This window comes from Kineosporia babensis, assembly GCF_021129305.1.
Lineage (GTDB): Bacteria > Actinomycetota > Actinomycetes > Actinomycetales > Kineosporiaceae > Kineosporia > Kineosporia babensis.
In genome coordinates this window covers 96,115-119,775 of sequence record NZ_JAJOMB010000029.1, presented here as the reverse complement: position 1 = coordinate 119,775, position 23,661 = coordinate 96,115, and the positions used below count along the sequence as shown (strand labels likewise).

At 67.5% G+C, this 23,661-nt stretch carries 22 protein-coding genes; 8 read left to right on the top strand and 14 right to left on the bottom strand.

From position 1 onward, the window contains the following. Positions 1–343: 343 nt before the first annotated feature. Positions 344–559: a hypothetical protein gene (locus LR394_RS36580; RefSeq protein ID WP_231449274.1), complete on the top strand. Its 216-nt coding sequence runs from the start codon at positions 344–346 to the stop codon at positions 557–559. A gap of 3 nt (positions 560–562) precedes the next feature. Here the strand turns inward: LR394_RS36580 and LR394_RS36575 are convergent, their stop codons facing one another. Next, the gene (locus tag LR394_RS36575; RefSeq protein ID WP_231449273.1) at positions 563–1,123 is read right to left on the bottom strand and encodes a TetR/AcrR family transcriptional regulator; all 561 of its coding nucleotides are present in this window, start codon (positions 1,121–1,123) and stop codon (positions 563–565) included. A 303-nt stretch (positions 1,124–1,426) separates the two neighbouring features. Between LR394_RS36575 and LR394_RS36570 the strand changes: the two genes are divergently transcribed. Next, positions 1,427–1,996: a hypothetical protein gene (locus LR394_RS36570; protein WP_231449272.1), complete on the top strand. Its 570-nt coding sequence runs from the start codon at positions 1,427–1,429 to the stop codon at positions 1,994–1,996. Between the two features lie 79 nt (positions 1,997–2,075). Beyond that, positions 2,076–3,452, top strand: coding sequence for a YibE/F family protein (locus tag LR394_RS36565; protein WP_231449271.1), 1,377 nt, complete (start codon positions 2,076–2,078; stop codon positions 3,450–3,452). 118 nt (positions 3,453–3,570) lie between these two features. Here LR394_RS36565 and LR394_RS36560 read toward each other — a convergent pair whose 3' ends face one another. Beyond that, positions 3,571–4,590 carry a GTP-binding protein gene (locus LR394_RS36560; protein WP_231449270.1) on the bottom strand — a complete coding sequence of 340 codons (1,020 nt, stop codon included), beginning with the start codon at positions 4,588–4,590 and terminating at the stop codon, positions 3,571–3,573. Positions 4,591–4,903: 313 nt separating this feature from the next. Between LR394_RS36560 and LR394_RS36555 the strand changes: the two genes are divergently transcribed. Further along, complete coding sequence (locus LR394_RS36555) at positions 4,904–5,179, top strand: Ada metal-binding domain-containing protein (RefSeq protein WP_231449269.1); 276 nt, start codon at positions 4,904–4,906, stop codon at positions 5,177–5,179. A 2-nt stretch (positions 5,180–5,181) separates the two neighbouring features. After that, on the top strand, positions 5,182–5,883 hold the full coding sequence (locus LR394_RS36550) for an alpha-ketoglutarate-dependent dioxygenase AlkB family protein (RefSeq protein ID WP_231449279.1): 702 nt from the start codon (positions 5,182–5,184) through the stop codon (positions 5,881–5,883). A gap of 85 nt (positions 5,884–5,968) precedes the next feature. Here LR394_RS36550 and LR394_RS36545 read toward each other — a convergent pair whose 3' ends face one another. The 3 genes from LR394_RS36545 to LR394_RS36535 all read right to left on the bottom strand — a co-directional run bounded on the left by LR394_RS36545 (position 5,969) and on the right by LR394_RS36535 (position 10,109). Continuing rightward, on the bottom strand, positions 5,969–6,514 hold the full coding sequence (locus LR394_RS36545; RefSeq protein ID WP_231449268.1) for a GrpB family protein: 546 nt from the start codon (positions 6,512–6,514) through the stop codon (positions 5,969–5,971). 44 nt (positions 6,515–6,558) lie between these two features. Continuing rightward, positions 6,559–7,632, bottom strand: coding sequence for an ABC transporter substrate-binding protein (locus LR394_RS36540; RefSeq protein WP_231449267.1), 1,074 nt, complete (start codon positions 7,630–7,632; stop codon positions 6,559–6,561). Positions 7,633–7,754: 122 nt separating this feature from the next. Next, positions 7,755–10,109, bottom strand: a complete 2,355-nt coding sequence (locus LR394_RS36535) for a sensor histidine kinase (RefSeq protein ID WP_231449266.1) — start codon at positions 10,107–10,109, stop codon at positions 7,755–7,757. Positions 10,110–10,224: 115 nt separating this feature from the next. On the opposite strand from LR394_RS36535, the gene LR394_RS36530 reads away from it, so the two are divergent. After that, positions 10,225–11,691, top strand: a complete 1,467-nt coding sequence (locus LR394_RS36530; protein WP_269330357.1) for an aldehyde dehydrogenase family protein — start codon at positions 10,225–10,227, stop codon at positions 11,689–11,691. A 12-nt stretch (positions 11,692–11,703) separates the two neighbouring features. Here LR394_RS36530 and yidD read toward each other — a convergent pair whose 3' ends face one another. The 7 genes from yidD to LR394_RS36495 all read right to left on the bottom strand — a co-directional run bounded on the left by yidD (position 11,704) and on the right by LR394_RS36495 (position 16,772). Further along, positions 11,704–12,081: a membrane protein insertion efficiency factor YidD gene (gene yidD / locus LR394_RS36525; RefSeq protein WP_231449264.1), complete on the bottom strand. Its 378-nt coding sequence runs from the start codon at positions 12,079–12,081 to the stop codon at positions 11,704–11,706. A gap of 41 nt (positions 12,082–12,122) precedes the next feature. Further along, on the bottom strand, positions 12,123–13,250 hold the full coding sequence (locus LR394_RS36520; protein WP_231449263.1) for a glycerate kinase: 1,128 nt from the start codon (positions 13,248–13,250) through the stop codon (positions 12,123–12,125). Positions 13,251–13,297: 47 nt separating this feature from the next. Next, on the bottom strand, positions 13,298–13,669 hold the full coding sequence (locus LR394_RS36515; RefSeq protein WP_231449262.1) for a hypothetical protein: 372 nt from the start codon (positions 13,667–13,669) through the stop codon (positions 13,298–13,300). Positions 13,670–13,775: 106 nt separating this feature from the next. Next, positions 13,776–14,183, bottom strand: coding sequence for a tryptophan-rich sensory protein (locus LR394_RS36510; protein ID WP_231449261.1), 408 nt, complete (start codon positions 14,181–14,183; stop codon positions 13,776–13,778). 48 nt (positions 14,184–14,231) lie between these two features. Further along, on the bottom strand, positions 14,232–15,170 hold the full coding sequence (locus LR394_RS36505) for an aldo/keto reductase (RefSeq protein ID WP_231449260.1): 939 nt from the start codon (positions 15,168–15,170) through the stop codon (positions 14,232–14,234). A 16-nt stretch (positions 15,171–15,186) separates the two neighbouring features. Next, a complete protein-coding gene (locus LR394_RS36500) occupies positions 15,187–15,933 on the bottom strand; it encodes an SDR family NAD(P)-dependent oxidoreductase (protein ID WP_231449259.1) in 747 nt (248 codons plus the stop codon). After that, positions 15,930–16,772 carry a fumarylacetoacetate hydrolase family protein gene (locus LR394_RS36495; RefSeq protein ID WP_231449258.1) on the bottom strand — a complete coding sequence of 281 codons (843 nt, stop codon included), beginning with the start codon at positions 16,770–16,772 and terminating at the stop codon, positions 15,930–15,932. The genes LR394_RS36500 and LR394_RS36495 overlap by 4 nt, the downstream gene beginning before the upstream one ends. Before the next feature lie 101 nt (positions 16,773–16,873). Between LR394_RS36495 and LR394_RS42450 the strand changes: the two genes are divergently transcribed. Further along, positions 16,874–17,551 (top strand): GntR family transcriptional regulator, encoded by a 678-nt coding sequence (locus LR394_RS42450; protein ID WP_331283131.1) that lies wholly within the window; start codon positions 16,874–16,876, stop codon positions 17,549–17,551. Positions 17,552–17,597: 46 nt separating this feature from the next. Here the strand turns inward: LR394_RS42450 and LR394_RS36480 are convergent, their stop codons facing one another. Further along, positions 17,598–20,396 (bottom strand): HNH endonuclease signature motif containing protein, encoded by a 2,799-nt coding sequence (locus LR394_RS36480; RefSeq protein ID WP_231449257.1) that lies wholly within the window; start codon positions 20,394–20,396, stop codon positions 17,598–17,600. Further along, positions 20,342–22,009: an L-lactate permease gene (locus LR394_RS36475; protein ID WP_231449256.1), complete on the bottom strand. Its 1,668-nt coding sequence runs from the start codon at positions 22,007–22,009 to the stop codon at positions 20,342–20,344. The genes LR394_RS36480 and LR394_RS36475 overlap by 55 nt, the downstream gene beginning before the upstream one ends. Positions 22,010–22,174: 165 nt before the next feature. Between LR394_RS36475 and LR394_RS36470 the strand changes: the two genes are divergently transcribed. After that, positions 22,175–23,653: a serine hydrolase domain-containing protein gene (locus LR394_RS36470; protein ID WP_231449255.1), complete on the top strand. Its 1,479-nt coding sequence runs from the start codon at positions 22,175–22,177 to the stop codon at positions 23,651–23,653. Positions 23,654–23,661: the final 8 nt, after the last annotated feature.

The window sequence follows — 23,661 nt, the reverse complement described above, 5'->3', positions numbered from 1 at the left end:
TCTGATCCCGTTCGGACGAGGAGGCCGAACGTGCGTCTGCAATTTGCACCCTTGTTGCCGAAAGCATCACCGGGTAAAGACGTTCGGAGGATGGCAGGCGCGTCGCGCGCGTCCCGGCGAACCTTATCCGCCGGGAACGATCATCTGGACGACTCCTGAGGGCGCTCACCACGACAGCGCTCCGCCCTGCCTGCCCGGGATGCCTGGCTGGAGTCTTCCACTGGCCCGCGAAGCAGCGAGTGGACAGGCTGCCCGCACGGCAGCGAGCGAGTCGGAGGCCACCATCGAACCCGAGGACTTGCCGGGAGCGGGTCGTCCTGGTCGCACTTCTCGCGAAGATGCCATGTCTTCCGCGGAGCGCGCGTCACTGCGGCTGCGTCGCTGGCAGCGTCGGATCGAGTATCAGTACAACCGCGATCAGGCCCTGCAGGACTACCAGGCTCGGCTTCTGGCGCAGCGCCAGGCTACGCGCAAGCCACCACCGGTGAACCGGCCGCCGCATGCTCCTTGGGGCGAAAGCACCGGCATCGAGTCCGATCTCGACGAACCGCCGTTCTGATGCTTAACCGGCAGGGCTCGTGGCTTGTAGGGGGAACAGGCCCTCACGGGCGGCGAGGGCGGTGACCGAGGCCGCGCGATCTGCGTCTTGAAGGCTGATCGGATCGCCGGTGACATAGATGCGTGCGAAGTACGGTGCTCCGGCCTGGCGGATCACCTCGGCCGGATCAGTGTCGGCGGGGACTTCTCCGCGCTGCACTGCTCGTTCGACCACGATGGCGCCGCCTCGCACCCGCCGGTCGAAGAACTGGGTGAGGGCAGTGCGGGCTACGGGGTTGTGCACAGCTTCACCTACGACGATGTCGAAGATCGCCCGGGCGAGCGGATCGAGCAGGAGGCCGACGGCGCTGCGGGTCAGTTCTCGCAGATCTCCTTCGAAGCTGCCGGTGTCCGGCACCGGAATGGCCGTAGCGGTGGCATCGGTGAAGAGTTCGACCACGATCTGGTCCACGCCGCCCCAGCGCCGGTACAGCGTCGTCTTGGCCACGCCGGCCCGGGTGGCAATGCGTTCCATCGACGTGCCCGAGTAGCCGTGCTCGGAAAGCTCCTCCACGAGTGCGCCCATGACCGCTTCGCGGGTACGGGCCGTGCGACCTCCCGGCCTGACCGAGCCGGCGACACCTTCTGCCATTAATAGAACTCCAGTTGCGTTTGTGATGATCTCTGACGTAGTCTTCCATCAGCGCAGCTAATGCAACTTCTGTTCACTTAGCTAGCTGCCGGGAAAGCCTGGCGGTCATGGGAGGGGAGTCATGGCTTTCGTTCTGGGGACTCTGTTGTTTGCGGCGCTCATCGGCGTGCTGGACTCGCGGTTGCCATGGCCTCGCCCGCCCAGGGTCGGTTCTGGCTCTGGAAGCGAGGTGCCGAGGTGATCACCGGGCATTTCGGGGTGGCTGCCGCAGTCAAGGCTGCTGAGCAGCGCACGCCGCTGTGGGCGTTGATGCTGGCGACCGTGTGGCTCGACGTTCTGTTCGTGCCGCTCTTGCTCACCGGCATCGAGTACATGGAAGACGTGCCGGGTACCGTTGGCGGCTACGGCGAGAGTTACATCTATGCGGACTACACCCACTCGCTGATCGGGGCGTTGCTGATCGCGGTGCTGACGGGGTGGGTGGCAATGCACTGGTGGGGCCGGCGTTCGGGCCTGGTGATCGGTGCGGTGGTGTTCTCGCACTGGCTGCTTGATCTTGTGGTGCATCGGCCGGACATGCCGGTGTTGCCGGGCAACCTCGGCGACCTACCGCGGATGGGTCTGGGGTTGTGGAAGCTGGGTGAAGTGGCGTTGCTGGTCGAGGTGGCGCTGCTCCTGATCGGAATGGCGCTGTACTGGCGGGCGACTCGGCGGGCGCGGATGTCCGAGGGCAAGCCCGGGTTCGTCGTGGGGTTGATGGGGGCCTGTGGGGCGGTCACCGTGGCGCTGGATCTGGCGGGGATCTGACTGGATCGGACGAGTGGAGAGGGCGCGTGGTCGGGCGTCGTCTGGACACTGAAAAGCGTTCTCATTAGTTTCAGCGCTCATGGGCTCCCATCACGCGCACGGTCAGGCGCACAGTTCTGAGGACTTCAAGATCGGCCGGCGGGCGCTCACCTGGTTGCTTCTGGTTCTTGTGCCCATGCTCCTGGCCACGGTGGCCGGTCTGGTGATCCTCTGGCCCACGGGTACGCCGACGGTTGCTCGGCCGGTGTCGTCGCTGGGGGATGTCTCAGAGGACGTTTATGCGGCCACCGTCACGAAGGCCTCGACCTTCGAGTGCGAGGGTTCGTCCGCTGACCGGCAGGCGGACGGGACGATCCCGGCCACCACGCTCTGCGCCTCGGTTGATGTCCGGATCGAGGCCGGACCGGATGAGGGGGAATCAACCACCGTGCAGATTCCACCGCAGGTCTACCGTTCCGGTATCAGCCCGGGTGACAGCATCCAGGTAGCTCGCTATCCGGCGGAGATCATCGGCGATGCGGAGGCGGCCGCGGAGATCCCAGGAGCGCTGGACGACGGCACGGTCTACGCCTGGATGGACTTCTCCAGGTCGCTCCCGCTCGGGCTGCTGGCGGTGGCGTTCGCGGTGCTTGTAGTGGCGGTCGGCCGGTTGCGGGGACTGGCGGCGATACTCGGTCTCGGGCTGAGCTACTTCGCCGTCATCAAGTTCATGCTGCCGGCGCTGCGGCTGGGTGAGGATCCGATCGCCGTGGCCATGGTCGGCTCGATCGCGGTCATGACGATCGTGCTGTACCTGGCGCACGGCTTCTCCGCCAAGACCACCACGGCGCTGCTCGGCACGATCTTCGGCCTGGCCCTGATGGCCGGCCTGGCCCACTGGGCGTCGAGCATCGGGCATCTCAACGGCCTGAGTTCCGAGGAGAACTCCACCCTGGCTCAGCTGACCGGGGACGCCGATCTGTCCGGTGTGATCCTGTGCGGCATCATCGTGGCGGGCCTGGGCGTGCTGAACGACGTCACGATCACCCAGGCCTCGGCGGTCTGGGAGGTCCGGGCCTATGCTCCGGACCTGGGGTTCCGCGAACTGTTCGTCAGCGGCATGCGGGTCGGGCGGGATCACCTGGCGTCCACGGTCTACACCATCGCGTTCGCCTATGCCGGTGCGGCCCTGCCCACCCTGATCCTGATCGATCTTTACCACCAGCCGCTGGGGCAGGTGCTGACCAGCGGTGCGATTGCCGAGGAGATCGTGCGCACCCTGGTCGGCTCGATCGGCCTGATCCTGTCCATCCCGGTCACGACGGCCGTGGCTGCGGTGATCGTGGCATCCTCGCCGCGGGAGTCTGGACAGGCACACCCGACTTCGGGGCCGGGCAACTGGGACACCGGGGAAACGCGGCGGGAACGGCGTCGCCGGGAAGCGGCGGGCGAGCACGATCGGCGTTACCCCAGGTAGAACTTCGGGTGCCGGGCGTCCTTACTGCTTCTTGTACCGCCTTTCGAAGCGGGCGACCCGGCCGGTACCGGGTGGATTCCAGGCTTCATCTCGGCCTTGCCGTCCTTTCCAGCGAGGGTCAGGCGCTGAGGTCGTCGATGTCCGCATCGCCCAGCCAGGGGCCGAATCCGTCGTCGATGGTGTCCCACCGGCTCAAGCCCTGCTGCATCTCGTGGTCGGTCATCAGGGCCCGGCTGAAGGCGCGTTGGATGCTTTCGCGCTGCGGGCCGATGCCGGTGACCTGCAGTCGCGTCGAGCGCACGGAACCGGGCCAGGTGCCGGCGGCCCCGATGCTCAACTGGCCGCCGGCCCCGTCCCAAATTCCGACAACATCGGGGCGCCCCGGTAGCCAGAAGGTACCGCGTGCGCGAATCGGGCCCTGGCCGAGTGATTCGAGCTCGGTGTGCAGCCGGCCGGGGTGAAACGGCTTGTGTGAGTGCAGGTCGAGCGACCAGACGTCCTTGATTTCGGGCGTTCTGCCGCTGGGCGTTCTGCTGTCAGGCAGGCGGAGCAGATCGCCGCGCGGGTCGTCCGGTGAGCGGTTGATCCTGAGCAAATCGCTTGAATCCGCTTCCGTGATAACGCTTCTTGCCTGCCGGACGCTCGTCAGGTGGTCGAGCAGCTGGTGCTCACGCGGCCCGGCCGGTGCGTCGAACAGGATGGCGTCGGCGTATTCGAGCTGAGTGGCCAGGGCTTCGCCGACCGCCCTCCGATCGTCGGGGTTGAGTTCCAGACCGCGCTCGGCGAGCAGGTCGTCGCCGAAGAGATCTTCGAACAAGGTTGCCGGAGAGGCGGTCGCGATGACTGCCGCGGCCCTCGCACCCGGTACCAGAGCGGCGCCTGGCCAGGATTGAACGGCGTGTACCAGGGGGTGCGGCTCGGCGCTGACCGGAAGCCCGACGATGATCTGGGCCGGTTTCTCGGCCGGGTTCGACGGGCCGTTGACCAGCCCCCGCAGGACGGGAAGCAGGTCGGCGCGCAGCGCGCAGGACAGACAGCCGTGTTCCAGGGGTTGGGTGTGCCGGTCGCGGACGCTGGACCAGTCGTGGACGACGCGGTGCAGCAGGCCGTCGGGCGTGATGTCGTGGCGCACGGCCACGGCTTCCGGAAGGTCCAGGAGCAGGGCGGCGATGGCGCTGTCGCGCAGTACGGGGTCGATCGAGGTGACGGTCAGGATCGGGACGTCGGGCATGCGCAGACCTTAGATGGATTGAGAACCATTTTCAATAAGCTGCCTGGGGCGGTTCCCGGCTTCGGTTGACGGAACTCGCACCCCCACCGGTGTACCAAGCGCCGGCTCGACCCCAACATTCAGTTCAGGCGGTAATGGGTGCCCTCGCTCGGCCCCCGGCTCCCGAGAATCTTTGGGGGCGCGACCTCACGTTTGGGGGTGGCCCGAGCGTCTACCTAATGTGAGGAGATCTCGAGAACGCGTCGGCTATCGGCTGCTCGGGGTCGATGGACGGCAGTACCGGTCGGACGTGCCAGGGCTGCTGGGTGGGCACCGTCGCCAGAAGGTGTACGGACGGCTGGACTGCCCGAGTGCGCTGCGGGCGATTGCGCGGGGTGGGTATGTGAAGTACCGGGTGTTCTTCGCTTCCGAGGCGGTGGCGGTCGCGGCTGGGTATCGTCCGTGCGGAGCCTGTCTGCCGGTGCAATACGGGGCCTGGAAGGAGTCGCGAGGGTGAGCATGCTGTTCGGTGAGGAGTTGATGGAACGGCCTCGGCGGGAGGTGGCGCCGGGGGCGTACTGGGTGCCGGGGTGGCTCACGCTGGAACAGCAGGCCTGGCTGGCGGCGCGATTTCGGGAGTGGAGTGCTGGGCCGGTGCCGATCCGGGGCGCTGTGGTGAACGGGCACGAGATGAGCGTGAAGACGGTCTGCCTGGGGTGGCATTGGCGGCCCTACCAGTACACCCGCGAGGCCGTGGACGTGAACGGGAATCGGGTGCTCGACTTCCCGGACTGGATGGTGCGGCTGGGGCGTAAGGCGCTGGCGGAGGTGAGGTCTGAGGTGGGGGCTGAGGTGGGTTTTGCGGAGGAGACCGAGGCGGGGTTGGCGGAGGCTGAGTACACGCCGGACACCGCCTTGGTGAATTACTACGACGATGCGGCGCGGATGGGGATGCATCAGGACCGGGACGAGGTGTCGCGGGCTCCGGTGGTCTCGCTGTCGATCGGGGACACCTGCCGCTTCCGGTTCGGGAACACGGAGAATCGCGGGCAGCCGTACCAGGACATCGACCTGGCTTCGGGGGACCTGTTCGTGTTCGGCGGACCCTCGCGGCTGGCCTATCACGGGATCCCGAAGGTCTATCCGGGAACGGCGCCGCGGGGGTGCGGGCTGGATCGGGGTCGGGTCAACATCACCATGCGGGTGACTGGGCTCGCTTAGGGGTTGGAGGCTGGGTCTTTGCTGGGGTGGGCCGGGTCTTGCTGAGTGGACGGATCTTGCGGGGTGGCCGGGGCTGCTGGGGTGCTCAGACGGCCCAGCCGGTGGCGGCGGCCCAGGATTCGGCTCGGTCGATGATCACGACGATCAGTGAGGTCTTGGCGTCGGTGTAGGCGTTCATGTCGGGCCAGTCGCGCTTGGCCAGTTGCTGTTTCAGGGCCGCGTAGGCGTCCCGGTCGGACTGGTCGCTGCGCAGCCAGTCGCGGAACAGCAGGTGGCTGCGCTCCCACTCGCTGCCGGCCGTGCAGATGTGCACGTGCACCGAGCGGTCGGGGGTGCGCACCAGGCGATGGCCGGGCTCACGCACTCGCAGCTGGTAACCGGCTGCTTCCAGGGCGGGCAGGTATGCGGTCTCGTCCTCGACGTCGGACACGCTGACGTCGATGTCGATGATCGGTTTGGCGGTCAGGCCGGGTACCGACGTAGAGCCGACATGGTCTACCCGGATGGCTTTTTCACCCAGGGCACCGACAATGCGGTCGTGCTCGAGCTGGAACATCGACGGCCAGGAGTCGCTATACCCTACCTGGATGATGTCGCGCTTTTCCGGGCCGCCGATGAGCTCAAACGTCACGTGAACAGTATGCCCCGGCAACGATCGTCTCAGGACTTCCTGGTCTACTCAGACTTCCCGGCTGCCTCGACGATCCTGGGCAGCACGTTCTCCAGGCCGTAAGGGATGCTCAGCACCGAGGGAAAGCCCAGGGCAATCGCATCGTTCATGGTCAGGGCCACGTACGAGCCCCGCTTGACCACGTCCAGGTTCTGGAACAGCTTCTGCTCCTCCAGTTGGCTCTTGGCTGCGTCGTCGGCGTAGGTCAGGATCAGGACGTCCGCCTCCAGCAGCTCCATCCGCTCCGGGGAGATGATCGCCCGGCCCGGGGTCTCGCTGTCGGGCAGCGCGGTGATCCCGGGGGAGAGCGTCATCCCGAACTGGCTGAAGAACTGGGCGCTGGCATCCTTCTCGTTGCTGATCGAGTGGATCGAGTCGAGGCCCTGGACCGGGCCGAAGACGAAGGTCTTGCCCTCGAGGCCCGGGCTGGCGGCCTTCGCGTCCTCGATCGCCTTCTCGGTCCGGGTGATCGCCTCGGTGGCCTGGTCTCCGAGACCCAGTACCTGGCCGGCGCGGGTGGTCATGTCCTGCCAGGAGTCGGCACCCGGGCCGGTCTGGTAGCCCAGGGTCGGGGCGATCTTGGTCAGCGTCGGGTAGTCCTGCGGGAGGGTGTAGTCGTCCGAGGCCAGGATGACGTCGGGGGTGTAGGCGGCCAGCTTTTCGTAGGGCAGGCCGTCGGTGGTGTCGAAGCGTTCCACAGAGGCGGCTTCCTGCTGCCAGGGTGCCAGGCCGTTCTCGAAGACCGCGTTGTTCGGGACCGCGACGAGGGTCGCGCCTAGGGCCAGGGCAATGTCGGTGTCGCGCAGATAGCCGACCGACAGCACGCGCTCGGGCTTCTTCTCGACCGTGGCCGGGCCCTCGGCCCCCTCGACGGTGACCGGGAAGTCTGCGGTCCCTGAACCACCTGAGTTGCCTGACGCACTTCCCGACGGGTCGGCAGACGGGTCGGCGGCGTCGCTCCCACCTCCGCAAGCGCTCAGCAGGGTCCCGACGCCCAGAGCGCCCGCACCCAGCGCACCGAACAGGAGGCCGCGGCGGGACAGACCGACTGATGTAAGAGCCGGTGCAGGAACGGGCACGAGAGATCTCCTTGTCGGCCGCAGCCTCAGTGAACAGAGTGCGGTTCTAGTAAGTTAGGCAAGGCTAACTTACAGCAGGAGATCGTCGCTAACCGGGCAAATGCCGTCGGTTGATCCAGTCGTCAGTGCGCCAGTTCCAGGCTCAGAGTGAACACACTGCCCTGGGGCCGGGTGTCCCGGTGTCCGACACTTCCGCCGTTCGCCTCGGCGAGGCTGGCGACGATGTGCAGACCCAGGCCGTGCCCGGCGGTTCCGCCCTTCCCGGCATCAGCGGCCCTGGTGTAGCGATCGAAAAGGTGCGCACGAACGTCCTCAGGTACTCCAGGTCCGGCGTCGTGCACTCCGATCGTGGCGAAGCCGGACTCGGTGGTCACCGTGACCGCGGTGGCGCCCCCACCGTACTTCTTGGCGTTGGTCAGGAAATTGGTGACGATCTGCTGCAGGTGCTCGGGATTCACCAGCACCGCAACGTGTTCCGGGCAGGTCACCGGCACTGTCTGCTCGCTCGCCTCGACCACTTCCCGCAGCGCCCGGCGCAGCTGCACCACCGCCCGGCTGACCTGTAGCTTGCTGGTGTTCTGGCTGCACATCTCCAGCACGTTCAGCCGGAGCTGGTCGATCCGCTGGGCTGCCTTCACGATCTTCGTGGCCGCCTCGCCGACCTGCGGGGTCTCGTGCTCGGAGAGCACCTCGCCGTAGCCCAGGACGGTGCTCAGCGGTGCCCCGATGTCGTGCGAGAGCATGCCCATCAGGTCGATCTTGAGCTGGTTGGCGCCTTCGAGCTCGTGGTTCGTGTCCTCCAGCTGATGGTTGCGCCGGCCCAGGGTGGCCAGCGCCTCGTCGCGTTCCCGCTGCACCACGAGCTGTGCGGTGATGTCCTGGAAGAACCCGATCAGGTGCAGCGGCTGGCCCTGCGCGTCCCGCACCAGACGCACGCCGACCTGCGCATCCACCGAGTGCCCGGCCCGGTGCAGCAGGCGCTTGGTGTGCTCGTAGGAGTCGTACTCACCGGAGTAGAGGCCGGCCAGCTGACGGGTGGCGCGATGGACGTCGTCGGGATGGGTCAGTTCGGCGTTCGACATACCGATCATCTGATCGCTGGAGTAGCCGAGCATCCGGGCATAGGCGTCGTTCACCCGGATGTAGCGTCCGTCCAGGCCCACGATCGTCTGCCCGATCGTCGCCTGGTGGAACTGCACGCGGAACTGACGTTCGCTGGCCCCCAGACGTTCCTCGGCATGGCGGCGCTCGGTGATGTCGGTGTTGGTCTCGATCACCTCGTGACCGGTGCCGTCGGCGGTGGAGCGCAGCACGTGCTGGCTGAGCGCCACCACCGGCGTTCCGTCGGAGCGACGATGCCGGAGCTCACCCTGCCAGCGGCCGGTGCTCAGCAGCTGGCTCTCGATCTCCGGAAGACCCTTGGGAAAACCCGTGTTCAGCAGCCGGTGGATGTTGCGGCCGATCACCGCCTGGGCGGGCCAGGCGTACATCTCCTCGGCGCCCCGGTTCCAGGAGCGGATCGTGCCGTCCATGTCCCGCACGATGATCGCGGCCGGAGCAGCGTCGATCAGCTCGGCCTGGCGGCGTAGTTCGTCCTGTCCGGCCCGGCGAGCACTGATGTCATGGACGAACGCGTGACAGATCGGGCGCACGCCGGTCCGGGTGACCTGCGCGGAGATCTCGACCGGGAAGGTGCGGCCCTGTCGGTCGATGGCCAGCAGCTCGACCCGTTCGTGCAGGGGGGATCCGCTCCCGTCGTCCGGTGGGAAAAGCGTATCGGTGAAGGCGTTCTGCTCGCCGGCCGGAATGATCAACTCGGCCAGGCGGCTACCGATGGCGACGTCGCGATCGAAGCCGAACAGCCGTTCCGCAGCGGGGTTCCACTCCAGGACCACCCCGTCGTAATCCACCGATAGGTAAGCGTCATTGGTCGCCGTAAGGATCGCCCGGAACGTGGACGAGGACTCCTGGGCTTCCCGGGCTGCCCGCTCCAGGGCGATCTCCGAAGCCACGGCCGCGGCCAGGTCCTCCAGGATGTCCAGTTCCTGACGCGTCCATTCGCGAGGCTCCCCGTCAATCGCGCAGAACGAGCCGTAAGTGCTGTCGTCCAGACGAATCGGCATGCCCGCGTAGCTGATCACGCCGAGATCTGGAATGGCCAGGTTGGAGCGGAGCACCGAGTCCTCACGGGCGTCCGAAATCACCAGGGGAGCGTCGTTGTCGACTACATGCTGGCAGAACGAGTGGGTCAGGGCGGTTTCGCCGGCCTCGCTCCAGGGCTGGGGTAGGCCAAGTTGGCTGACGAACACTTGGCGCTCGCCGGTGACCAGGGAGACCAGCACAACCGGGGCATTCAGCAGCCGGGCGGCCAGGCGGGTGAGCCGGTCCAGTCCGGGTACCGACGGCCGGTGCAACAGGCCAGTGCCTTCGACCGCGCGGATCCGCTGCTCGTCGAACACCGAACTGGACTCAGACACCACCTTCGCCGCCTCCACCCATCCGAAGTCGGCAGAACCCGTCCGGCTCTTGAACTACCGGGTCTTGAACTTGGGGGCTCTATGCTGGCGCAACCTGGATGGAAGGGCTGAGCTTATGTTGCTGGGCGAGTCATCGGGACATGAGTGGCACGGCAAGATCTGGACGGGCCGCTGGGTGAACGGATCCGGCGGAGCCTACGATGCGGTGGAACCCGCGACCGGGCAGATCATCGCCGCGGTCGGCCGGGCCACCCCGGACGACGTCACCGAAGCAGCATCGAGAGCCGCTGCCGCTCAGCAGGACTGGGCGCGTAGACCGTTCGAGGAACGTGCTGCCGTACTGCGCCGGGCGGGTGATCTGCTGTCCGCCAACGCGGACGAGATCAAGGGCTGGCTCTCGCGGGAAGCAGGCACGATCCCGCCGTTCGGCGATTTTCAGGTGCACACCAGCGCGCAGGAGTGCTACGAGGCCTCGGCCCTGCCCAGCCATCCGTACGGCGAACTGCTCCGGACCGGCGACCCCCGGCTGAGTTTCGCCCGCCGGCTGCCGGTAGGCGTGGTCGGGGTGATCGCTCCGTTCAACGTGCCCACGATCCTGGCGATCCGGGCGATGGCTCCCGCGCTGGCCCTGGGCAACGCGGTGATCCTGAAACCTGATCCGCGCACGGCGATCTGCGGTGGTGCGATCTTCGCCCGGGTGTTCGAGGAGGCCGGGCTGCCCGAGGGCGTGCTGCAGGTACTGCCCGGCGGGGCGGACGTGGGCGAGGCGCTGATCGTGGCACCGCAGGTGCGGGTGATCGCCTTCACCGGGTCGACCCGGGCCGGGCGGGCGGTCGGAGCGATCGCCGGGCAGCACCTCAAGCGCGTGCATCTGGAGCTCGGCGGGAACTCGGCCCTGATCGTGATGCCCGACGTGGATGTCGAGAAGGCCGCTGCGGTGGGGGCCTGGGGCTCGTTCCTCAATTCCGGCCAGATCTGCATGGCCACCAGCCGGCATCTGGTGCACGAGTCGATCGCCGATGCCTACGCCACCGCCCTGGCCGACCGGGTGCAGAAACTCCCGGTGGGAGACCCGTTTCGCGAGCAGGTGGCGCTCGGCCCGCTGATCGATGCAGGGCAGCGCGACCGGGTGCACGACCTGGTCGCCCAGAGCGTCACGGCCGGGGCGGAACTGCTCACCGGCGGCTCGTACGAAGGGCTCTTCTATCAGCCCACCGTGCTCGCCCGGGTGCCGCAGCAAGCGCCCGCCTACCAGCAGGAGATCTTCGGGCCGGTGGCCCCGGTAACTGCTTTCGGATCAACGGACGAGGTCCTCGCCTTGGCCGCCGGGTCCGAGTACGGTCTGTCGCTGGGTATTTTGACCAAGGACGTTTACGCCGGGCTGGCGCTGGCCGAGCGGATCCCGACGGGGCTGGTTCACATCAACGACCAGACCGTGAACGACGAGGCAGTAGCGCCGTTCGGCGGTCTGGGCGCTTCCGGGACGGGTGCGCGGGCCGGTGGGGCCGCGGCCAACATCGAGGCGTTCACCGAGACGCAGTGGGTGACGTTGCGTGGCGACCTGCCCACGTATCCGTTCTAGGCCGGTTCTGGTTCAGGAGAGCGGGTCCGGGGTGCCGTAGGGAGTGGAGCGGGTGCACCGGCTGATCCGGCCCGCGATCAGCCGGGCGCCCGTGACCAGGCCGTAGCGCTGCACCGCCTGATAGCCGTACCGGCTGCAGCTCGGCTCGTACCGGCAGCGGGTGGGCAGACGCGGTGAAAGAGCCTTCTGGTAGAGACGAATCAGCCGCAGGCCGGTGCGGCTGCCCAGGGACGAGGGGCGGTGAGATCTCGGTGGTGCCTGCAGGGCGAACAGCGTGAGGACCTTGCCGATCAGGAACAGGTCGCAGCCACCGCACGAGCAGGTGTCACCGCAGTTGTCGGCCCGCTTCTTGAAACCCTTGCCGGCCTTCTTGCCGAATCCGAAATCCACGAACGGCATGATCACAGGCGAAGATGAGGGCCAAATGAGAACTATGGACGTTTCTGCGCCAGTTCTCGCCCCAGCTCGGCTCCCGCTCGTTCCAGAAGCGCTTCGGCCTCACCCATCGCCCGGCTCGCGTCGCCGTCGGCCAGGTCGATCAGCGCGGATACCGAGCTGACCCCCAGCAGATCGAGACCCTCGCGGCTGGCCACCCGGCCGGCAACGATTGCAGTGGGGACACCGGCGGCGTGCGCCCGGCGCAGAACCTCGGCCGGGGCTTTACCGTGCAGGCTCTGCTCGTCCCACGAGCCTTCTCCGGTAACCACCAACTCCGCCCCCGCCAGCGCGCGATCGAAGCCCACAGCGTCCAAAACAAATGGTGCCCCGGGCGTTAGACGACCTTGCAGCCCGCTCAGGATTCCGGCCCCAACTCCACCAGCCGCGCCCGTCCCCGGGACATTCGGATCGTTGCCCAGCAGATCCGACCACCGCGCCATTGCCGCGTCGACGGCGAGGATCTGTTCGGGGGTAAGGCCTTTTTGCGGTCCGTAGACGTGGGCGGCGCCGTCAGGCCCGGTGAGGGGATTACGGACGTCCGTCACGGCGATGATCTCGACGTCCGTAAGTCGCTGGTCGAGACCCGACAGATCCACATCGGTGACCTTGAGCAGCCCAGCCGCGTCGTGCGTCACCAATTCCCCGTCGGCATCGGTCGCCACCGCGCCGAGCGCCGCGAGCAACCCCAGCCCGCCATCGGTGGAGGCGCTACCGCCAATGGCCAGGTGAATTCGTCGTACCCCAAGGTCCAGCGCTGCCCTGACAGCCAGGCCCAGACCCCAGGTGCTCGCGTGCATGCCGTCCAGCCGCTTACCGGGGAGCTGAACGATGCCACAGATCTCAGCCAGCTCTACGAACGCCTCGTCGCCGCGATGGCCGATCACCGAGCGACGGGGGAGCAGCGTCGGGCCCGCCACGTCTACCGGAACGGCCTCGAAACCGTTGTCCAGCAGCACCGCCAGCGTTCCGTCGCCCCCGTCGGCCACCCCGCGTACCCGCACTTCAGCATCGGGCAGGGCGGATTGCAGGCCCCTGGCGATGGCTGCGTTGGCGGTAGCTCCGTCCAGTGAGCCTTTGAACTTGTCCGCCGCCACCAGCACGCAACTCGGGGGATGGGTCATCGCTTGGCCTCCACATCATCGTTCGGGCCTAGCAGTCTGACACCGGTCTACGGGGAATTTTGAGGCTGGGCGCCTTCGGCGTAGCACAGGGCGTAGGCCGCATCGGCCTGCTCGGTGAGCTCGCTGACCTTGGTCATCAGCTCGGTGACCTTCTGGCCGTCTTCCTCGCTGCTGACCGTGACCGCGTTGGCCGCGGCGCTCGCCGTCTCGACCTGCGCGGACAGAGCGCGGTACTTCTCACAGGCCGCGCCCTTGGACTCCTCGCTGCTCGTGCTGTCCGAGCTGGGGCGGGGTGTGGCTTCGGAGTCGCCACCGCTGCAAGCGGACAGCAGGAACGCTGACAGCAGGAAGGCCGACAACGCCAGAACACGGGCGTGGGCGCTCACGGTGGTGGGCAGATCAACTCGAGGAGGACGCACGTCGCCGAGTATGGGCACGGTCGCCAGGCCGGGTGAAGCGGCTTGGGCAGGACTTAACCGCTTCCTCCGCCAACCTTGACCTCCTGGAGCAGGAGGTTGAGCGAGGTCAGCGGGTTACCAGCCGGTCGCCGAAGATCGGGTCCGGATTGGCCTGCGCCTGGTAGATCGCCACCGGGGTGGCCAGGCTCAGCCAGGCAGCCTGCGGCAGCAGCGCCGCGGCGGCGGACTTGTCGTGCCGGGCCAGCAGAGGCAGTGCGACGGCCGTGACGGTGGCATCGGTGGCGGTCCAGGCGGCAGCCAGCACCGGGCTGCGGCGGCGGAAGTAGGCGTAGGAGAAGCTGACATAAACGGCTGCATCCACGGCGGCCAGGGCGAGCAGGCGCTTGCGGTCCGGGCCCTGCACCGTGCGGGCGGCGCGGACCGTGGCCGGGTCTTCTGGGCGGCCTGCTGCGGTGCCGGCAAGCATCAGGCCGGTGGTCAGTGCCACCGGCTTGACCAGTGTCTTGAGCTTCACCGTCTCAGCTTCGGCGAGGTCTGGCCCGAATGCACCTTGAACCTGGTTTCAGGCTCCCGTCAATCCTTTCCCGGCCAGATCTTCCCAGAGCGCCTCGGGCACCGAAACCTCGTAGCAGCGGACGTTCTCGGTCACCTCGGTCGGGCTGCGCATGCCGAGCAGCACGCTGGTCACCTCGGAAAATCTGAGCGGATAGGCGATTGCGGCCTCGGGCAGAGTGACGCCGTGGGTGGTGCAGACGTCGGCAATGGCCCTGGCCCGGGTGATGAGTTCGGCGGGTGCTTGTACGTAGTCGTACTTGGCGTTCTGAGCAGGTCGAGGCCGGGCCAGCAAACCAGAATTGAAGACGCCGGCGGCCACGACGGTTACGTCATGTTCCCGGGCGGCTGGGAGCAGATCCTTCGTGGCAGACGAGTCCAGCAAGGTCAGTCGCCCGGCCAGAAGCACCACGTCGACCGAGGTCTCCCGGACGAACCGGGTCAGCATGGCCGACTGGTTCATCCCGGCGCCGAAGGCCCGGATCACGCCCTGGTCGCGCAGGCCGGCCAAGGCCGGGGCGGCTTCTCCGACGGCCTGCGGCCAGTGGTCGTCCGGGTCGTGCAGGTAGACGATGTCCAGGCGGTCGGTGCTCAGCCGGGTCAGGCTCTGTTCGATCGAGCGCAGCACCCCGTCGCGGCTGAAGTCCCAGACTCGGCGCAGGGGTTCGTCCACCTCGAATCCGTGCTCAACGGCTGAGCGTTGATGGGCGGGGACGAGCAGTCGGCCGACCTTGGACGAGAGTACGTAATCGTCGCGGGGGTACTGCGCCAGAGCGGCGCCGAGGCGTTTCTCGGCCAGGCCCAGACCGTAGTGCGGGGCGGTGTCGAAGTAGCGAATGCCGTTTTCCCAGGCGGTTTCCACGGCCTGCTGAGCGGTTGACGGATCGACGGTGGTGTACAGATTGCCGATCGCGGCGGAACCGAATCCGAGACGATTCTGGGGAAGCATCAGCTACTCCCTCGACCTACTGGGGGATGGGCCGCAGCGTGTGCGATCCGCCGTCCACCGCCAGCACGGCGCCGGTGGTGGAGCCGGCCTTGGGGCTGGCCAGGTAGCAGATGGCGTGGGCCACCTCGTCGGCCGCGACCAGTCGGCCCAGCGGCTGGCGGGCGTCCAGGGCCGCTCGCTCTGCCGCCGGGTCGGCCGCGGTATCGAGAAGCCGCTGTACCCAGGGCGTATCGGCGGTACCCGGTTGAACGCAGTTCACCCGGATGCCCTCGCGCACGTGGTCGGTGGCCATGGCCAGCGTGAGGGCATGAAGGGCGCCCTTGGACGTGCTGTAGGCGGCCCGCTGCTCCAGCCCGGTCCAGGCCGCGATCGATCCGGTGTTCACCACTACCGGCGACCGGGACTGCCGCAGCCAGGGCAGCGCGGCCCGGGTGACCCGTACCGCGCCCAGCACATTCACGTTCAGCAGGGCCAGAAAGGTCTCGTCGGGGGTGTCCTCGATGGTGCCGCGCGCGCCGATTCCGGCGTTGTTCACCACCACGTCGATCCCGCCCAGCAGCGCCGCCGTCTTGGTGACCGCGTCCTCTACCGAGGCCTGGTCGGACACATCACAGCTGACCTGGGAGATGCCTGCGTCCTCACCGGGTTTCAGGTCCAGCGCCGCCACCTTCGCGCCGCGGGCCTGAAGCTCCAGTGCGGTGGCCCGGCCGATGCCGGAGGCCCCGCCGGTGACGATCGCTCTCACGCCCGCGTACTCGCTCATGCCTGCTCCAATACCTGTCGCTGCCGTCCGAGTCCTTCGACTTCGAGTTCCACCACGTCACCGGCCCGCAGATACGGCTTGGGGTCGGGCCGGCCCAGGGCGACGCCGGCCGGAGTACCGGTGTTGATCACGTCACCGGGCTCCAGCACCATGAACTGGCTGAGGTAATGCACGATCTCGCCCACTTCGAAGATCATGTCCGAGGTCTTGCCGTCCTGCTTCAGTTCCCCGTTCACCCACAGCTTCAGGGCCAGGTTCTGCGGGTCCTCGATCTGGTCGGCGGGCACGATCCAGGGCCCGAACGGGTTGAACGTCTCGGCGTTCTTGCCCTTGTCCCAGGTGCCGCCCCGCTCGATCTGGAACTCGCGCTCGGAGACGTCGTGCGAGATCGCGTACCCGCCGATGCAGGCCAGGCCATCCTCGGCCGAGTCCAGGTAGCGCGCGGTCCGGCCGATCACCAGGGCGAGTTCGACCTCCCAGTCGGTCTTCACCGAGTTGCGTGGGACCAGGACGGTGTCCTCGGGGCCGACCACGGTGTTCGGGGCCTTCATGAACAGCACCGGCTCCGGCGGGATGGCGGCCCCGGTCTCGGCGGCGTGGTCGCGGTAGTTCAGGCCGATGCAGACGATCTTGCCCGGCCGGGGGATCGGGGCGCCGACCCGTTGCCCGGTGGACAGTTCGGGCAGTCGGCCGGAGGTCACGGCCTCGCGGATGGCCTGCAGGTTCTCCGGGGTGGGGACCAGGCTCTCGACGATGCCGGTGAGATCGTGCGCGCGATCGTCGTCATCCAGGGCTGCAAGCTTCTCGGAGCCCGCGGGGCCGAGGCGAAGAAGTCGCATACCGTTGCATCTCCTTGGGTTTCGGGGCGGTTCCTCGACTATCGATAGTCGAGAATCTAGGAATCCGGTCTAGACTTGTCAACGCCTGATAGGAGAGTGCTGTGACTGTCTCTGCCCCTGAGCCTGGAGTGAACACCGGGCCGAGGATGAACACCGAGTTGTTGTCGGACCAGGTGCATCGGCATCTGCGCAGTGCGATCGTGCGCGGTGAGATGGAGCCTGGTCAGCGACTGGTGGAATCTGAGATCGCGCGGCGGCTCGGGGTCAGCCAGGCGCCGGTGCGCGACGCGGTGAAGCGGCTCGTGCACGAAGGTCTGGCGGTCTATCAGGCCCGGCGGGGCAACTACGTCGCGGAGATCTCCGAGGACGAGGCCGCCTCGGCCCGCCGGGTGCGCGCGGTGCTGGAGGCTGAGGCTGCTCGCCAGGCACTCGAGGCCTGGTCCCCGGCTGCTCGGGAACTGCTGGCGCTCGACGTCGCGGCGATGCGTACGGCGGCTGCGGCGGACGATGCGTTTGCCCTGCGGGAAGCTGATCTGTCGTTCCATCGGCATGTGGTCGAGGCCGGTGGCAATGCTTATCTGCTGCGTGCCTGGACGGTGCTGGAGTCGAGTTTCTATCTGCTCGGTGTGATCGGTGACCCGTTCCACGTCGGCGATCTGCACCGCACCGCGCAGTGGCATCAGGAACTGCTGGAGGTGCTGGACCGTGGTGACGTGGAGCGGGCGGTGCGTGAGTTCGGTCGGCATTCGGCTCTGGCTCCGGCTGAGTTGGATCGTTGAGGTCGAACTAGGCCGAGGTCGAACTGGGCTGAGGCGGGGTGCACCGTCAGAAGGGCGGTTCGCCGAGACCTGCCACGCGCTCGTGGCTTTCGCCCCAGGGCGCGTGAGGTGGCCTGCGCAGCGGCGGTGGGTTCTCCCGGCCGCGGCGTTCTGCTTCTCGGCGTAGGCGCTGCTTGTAGGCGTTCCACCAGTTCAGGTCGTTCTGCCAGCGGCGGGTTCGCCGAGTGGTGCGTTCGTCGGCGGGCATGAGGTCGACCTTGGACAGGGTTTGGGTTGTTGGTTCGGTTTCGGGTTCTGCTGCCGGGAAGCTCCAGCCGGGCATGCCGGGTAGGGCTGGCGGCGGGGTGTGGTGCCGGCTTCCGTCGGGCGCGGTCCAGATGATGCTGCCGGGCGGATACGGGTCGTCGGCCCGGGCCGGGCGCGTGCTCCAGCCTCCGAAGGTTTTGATGCGGTGGTGTCCTCGACAAGCCGGCCGGATGTTGCAGACGCAGGTAAAGCCGCCTTGGTCAAAGGGTTTGAGGTGGTCAAGATCGCAGCGTGTGGTTGGGGTGGTGCAGCCGGGGAAAGTGCAGGTGGGGTACAGCGAGGCGATGAGATTGGTCAGAGTGCGGCCGGGGCGGTAGCGGTTGAAGGCAGGCAAAGTGTGATCAAGGCCGACGGGGCAGGGCTGTGCTGCGGAGACGGCTTCGTCTGGTCGGCTGGGCCTTGAGGGTTTCGGGGACTTCATCTCCTGAGCGAGCGTTGGGGCCCTGCCGGTGTGTGCCTCGGGGTGGCTGCAGGCTTCGGGATGGCTGCAGGCTTCGGGTAAGACGATGAGGTTGATCTGGGCCGGTGCCACGCCGAGGCGCCGGGCCAAGGCCGGGGCGATCGGGCCATGACCGTGCAGGAGAGCGGGAGTGGTGTCCAGACCCAGGAGGCTGGCATCGGTGATCGTGATGTTCAGCAGGGTCTTCCGGCTGGCGGCGCCGTTGAGGTCGAGGATCTGCCGCCAGGCCTGGACGACCTCATGCGGGGTCGACGGGCACTGGCCGCCGATGGGCCCATGCGGCTGCTGGAACGATCGAGGCAGCTTCACCGCTGCGGGTACTGAGGCCGTAGCAGTCGGGCGGCCATCTTGGTCCGTGGTCTGTTCGCGGTCACTGGTACCGGCCTGGGTGTTCGGATCCTGGGCGTTCGGATCTCCCGCTCCGGAGTTCGTGCTGCTCTGGCCGGGATCGTTGGCCAGAGGAATCGCCATGCCGTTGGTGACTGCCCGGACGAGGGCCGCCAGTGCATCCGCGCAACGCTGGTCATGTGTGCGAGGGTCAGGCGTACCGGCTTCTCGGGCGCTGTCTCTGGCGGCGTCGGCGGCGGCATCCAGGAATCCGTGCAGCAACTGTGCGACATCGGCGCTGACCATGGCCGTGATCAGGGCCATTCCGTCGTCCAGGGCCTCGAAACTCACGTGCCGGCTGAGCAGGGCCTGCCGATGCGCGCTGTCACCACCGTCCGGCTGGAGCTTCAGCAGGAGCCGCTTGATCAGGTTCTCCAGCTCACGTGCGGTCAGGCCGGGGGCCTGGCTGGCGATCATGGCCTCGGTGATCCGCCAGCGCTCGCTGCCCGGCTCGAACTCCGGGATCTGCTCGGCTCCCTGATGCAGCATGCGGGTGATCAGCACGGCCCGGGCCTGATCCAGTTGGGCCCGGGAGAACAGGTCCATGATCGTGGGCAGGTCTTCCACCAGGCCTCGAGCATGCTCCAGCAGCGTGGTGGACGTGCGGGGATGACAGTTCACCTCGGGAGCGATCCGGGCCGAGGCCAGCTGCAGCGACGAGATCCGCCCAGCCGGATCTACGGCATCAATGTCGGCGGTGGTGGGGCGCCACCTTCCGCGACGCTGAGCCGGGGGCATGATGCCGGCCGCCTGTGCCAAGGTCCTGATACGGGTGGCCTGCAACGACCGGATCATCCACTCCTGCCGTACTGAAAGATCAAGGAGTCCGTACGCTGTGTCGGCGCAGTGGCTGGGCGTCGATCCGTTCGATCGTCCTTGTTCAGCGGCTGCTTTCAGGGCGGCGGCCGACGATGCGGGGCCTTCTGTGGTCGGCTCATTGACGGATCTGGCTGCCGTACGATGGCTGAGGTCAGGTGTCTGGCCCGGCTGTTCATCGGTGCGCCTGCGGCTGATTGGCCCTGCGCTGATTGGACTTGCGCTGATTGACCCTGCGTCGGCGGGCTCTACGCCGATCGACCCTGTACGGATCGGCCTTGCATCGTTGGGGTCTGCATCGGTCAATGGATCTTTCGCCGCTATGGTTTCGCCGTCTGACTTCGCGCCGTTCTCGGCGCCTGCCCCTGGGTCTGGCTGGTTCAGGGCTCCGGAGTCAGGCTGCATCTTGGTCTCTTCGTCCGACCAGGGAATCGACACCGTCGCCGGATCCAGCTCCTCCAGGAGCCACCCGGCCAGGGCCAGGAGCTCCTCGGGAACTCGCCGATCCAAGCGTCCATCTGCTAGTAAACCCACGCCGAACACCCCGTCCCCCAACAGGAATCGCGGATCTCCACCGCGACGAAACCATAGTAAACCCGACCACCGACAAAACGGGACGCTCGGGACTGGCTGGGGAAGTCCTGCCTGTTGCCGTGAGGTGACAGGACGATGGTGAGCGGGGTGGGAAGTCCTGGCTGATGTACGGGTCTTTTGGGCTCTGCAGGGCTGGTCTCCGGGCGGTGTGTGAACGGCCGGTGCTGTTGTCGGTGTCGCTCGGTAGCGTTGCTGGTTAACGTGATCTGGGTCTGAGGTGCATCGGTTCAGGGCACCATCCAGGACAGCACCGGTGATGCCTGTAGTACCACGATCAGGCACATCACCGGCAGGAGGATCAGCGTGGCCTTGAGGACCGAGCGGAACAGTTCGCCCTCGCGTCCGGCCAGGCCGACCGCCGCTGCTCCGATGGCCAGATTCTGCGGGCTGACCATCTTGCCCAGCACTCCGCCGGATCCGTTCGATGCTGCCAGAAGAACCGGATCCAGGCCGGTTTCGGCAGCTGCGCTGACCTGCAACGCCCCGAACAGTGAATTGGACGAGGTGTCGGAGCCGGTTACCGCCGTCCCGAACCAGCCCAGCAGTGGTGACAGCAGCGCGAAAAGGCTTCCCGCTCCGGCCAGCCAGGCTGCCAGGGTCACGGTCATCCCGGACGTGTTCATCACGTAGGCCAGGCCCAGGACCGCAACCACGGTCAGGATCGCCGTGCGCAACTGGATCAGGACCTTGCCGTAGCATTTCACCCAGTCGGCCACGCCCAGCTTCAGGACCAGGCCGGTGAGGACTCCGGTCAGCAGCAGCACCGTGCCGCCGGTCACCAGCCAGTCGAACTTGAAGGTGGTCAGGGCCAGTTCGGATCCGTCCGGCCTGACGATTTCCAGGCCGGGCCAGCCGAATGTTATGGTGGCCTTCGAAAGCTGTTCCTTGACGGGGGGAATCGCGACGATGCTGAACAGTGCAATCACAATGGCGTACGGGGCGAACGCCAGATACTGGTCGCGACGAGTGTCGTCGACTGCCACCGATGAGAGACGCTCTTCCTGGGTCGGCTCGGTCCCGGAACCTTCGGTTCGATGAGGGGTTTCGGTGCGTCGGTCGTCCTCCATCGTGGTCTCGATCACGGCGGGAGACCAGCGGCGCAGGAACACCAGGGCGGCCCCGGCTGCGGCGAGCGCCGCCACGATGTCGCTGAGTTCGACCGGGCCGTAGTTGGACACTGCGAACTGGGCCACCGCGAAGCTGACCGCGACAACCCCGGCCAGCGGCCAGACCTCGCGCAGGCCCTTGCGGCCGTCCAGCAGGTAGAGCAGCAGGAACGGCACGATCAGGGCCAGGAACGGTACCTGCCGTCCGGTCATCGCGCTGACGTCGCGCAACGGCAACCCGGAGACCTGTGCCAGCGTGATCACCGGCGTGGCTACCGCGCCCCAGGCCACCGGTGCAGTGTTCGCCACCAGCGCCGTGGTGGCAGCCTTGATCGGGCTCAGGCCGATCGCCACCAGCATCACCGAGCAGATCGCCACCGGTGCACCGAATCCGGCCAGGGCCTCGAGCAACGCGCCGAAGCAGAACGCGATGATCACGCCCTGGATCCGGATGTCCGGGCTGATGTTGGTGAAGGTGCGTTGCAGAACGTCGAAATGCCCCGAGCGACGGGTCAGTTCGTAGACCCAGATGGCGTTGACCACGATCCACATCACCGGGAACAGACCGAACGCCGCCCCCTCGCTCGCGGCCAGGAAGGCCTGGTCGGCGGGCATCGACCAGACCACCAGGGCGACCAGCAGCGAGAGCGCCAGTCCGGTCACCGCGGCCAGCCAGGCTCTGACCCGGAACACCCCCAGGAGGATGAACAGCACCAGCAAGGGGACGGCGGCGAAGAGGGCCGACCAGGCAAGACTGTCGGCCAGGGGAGCAGTTTCCTGCTGGTACACGAGGGCCTCCCGAGAGACGCACGGCGGTGTGACGGCCTGGGGGTTCTGTTCACCCATGGTGCGGTGGGCCCGGGAAAGCTGACACCTGTAGGTGCTGGTGTGGGGTTGATCTGTGTTTTCGGGGCGCAGAGGGGTATGCCGATGGATTGATCTAAGGTCGCGCGTATGGATGGGGACTCAATTGCGCCTTCGACCGCCCGCCGGCTTCTGGCCCAGGTGGCCCGTACCCAGCGGGAAAGTCGATTCCCGAGCCTGGTTGCCGGGGTGACCAGGGGCGGGCGACTGCTGTGGAGCGGCGGTCGCGGAACCTTGGACGGCGCGGTGGGCGGCCTCGTGGACGGCGCGGTGGACGGCGCGGTGGACGGCGCGGTGGGCCGGGCTCGGGCTGTGGGCGGAGTGGTGCCTGGGCCGGACACGCAGTACCGGATCGGGTCGATCACCAAGCCGGTGACCGCAGTGGCCGTCTTCCGGCTGCGGGACGAGGGTCTGCTCACGCTGGACGACCCCATCGAGAAGCATCTTCCCGGGCTGCCGTTCGGTGAGCGCACGGTGGGGCAACTGCTGGCTCACGAGTCCGGGCTGCGGGCTGAATTGCCGGGGCCGTGGTGGGAACGGGTTCCCGGGATGAGCTGGGACGAGTTCGCGGCCCGGTTGCGTCGGGAGGACGTCCTGTTCTCGGCTGGTCACCAGTTCCATTACTCCAACGTGGGTTACGCCGTGCTGGGTGAGCTGGTGGCGCGGCTGCGCGGGCGGACCTGGTGGGAAGTGGTCCGGGACGAGGTGCTGCTGCCGCTCGGGATGGAGCGCACCACGTACCACCCGCTGCCGGGCGCGGCGCCGGGCTGGGCCGTTCATCCCCTGGCCGACCTGCTGCTGCCTGAGCCCACCGAAGATGTCGGGGTGGGGGCAGCTGCGGGTCAGCTGTGGTCCACGGTCGAAGATTTGGGACGCTTCGCCGGGCTGCTGCTCGGTGACGTCTCGTCCGGGGTGCCCGGTTCCTCAGAGGTGCCCGGTTCCTCAGAGGTGCTCAAGGCTTCCACGCTGGCCGAGATGAGCCGTCCGACCGGGGTTGACTTCGACAGTGGTCGCCGGGGATTCGGGCTGGGCGTGTTCACCTACAGCCGTGCGGGTGGCGCTCTGCGCGGGCACGGTGGTTCGATGCCCGGTTTCGTGGCCGCGTGGTTGGTCGACCCGGCCGAGCAGACCGCTGCCATCGTGCTGGGCAACGCTACGAACGGGGAGAGCACCCGGGGCCTGGCGATGGACATGCTGGACCTGATGCGTGAGCACGAGCCCTATCTCGGTCCGGTCTGGGCGCCGGTGCCGGAGGTGGACGAGGAGGGCCTGGCCCTGGTCGGGCCCTGGTACTGGGGCACCAGCGGGATGATGGTGCGGCTGACCGGTGACGGTGCGCTGGAGTTCTCCGGTATCGGTCAGCCGGGCCGAGCCGGGGTGGCCCGGCGGGACGAGTCCGGTACCTGGATCGGCCGGGAGGGCTATCACGCGGGGGAGACGCTGCGGGCGGTTCGCGATGCCGAGGGCAAGGTGATCGCCCTCGACATCGGCACCTTCGTGTTCACCCGCCAGCCCTACGACCCGGCCGGCCCGATCCCGGGCGGCGTGGACCCGCAGGGCTGGCGCTGATCCGGGGA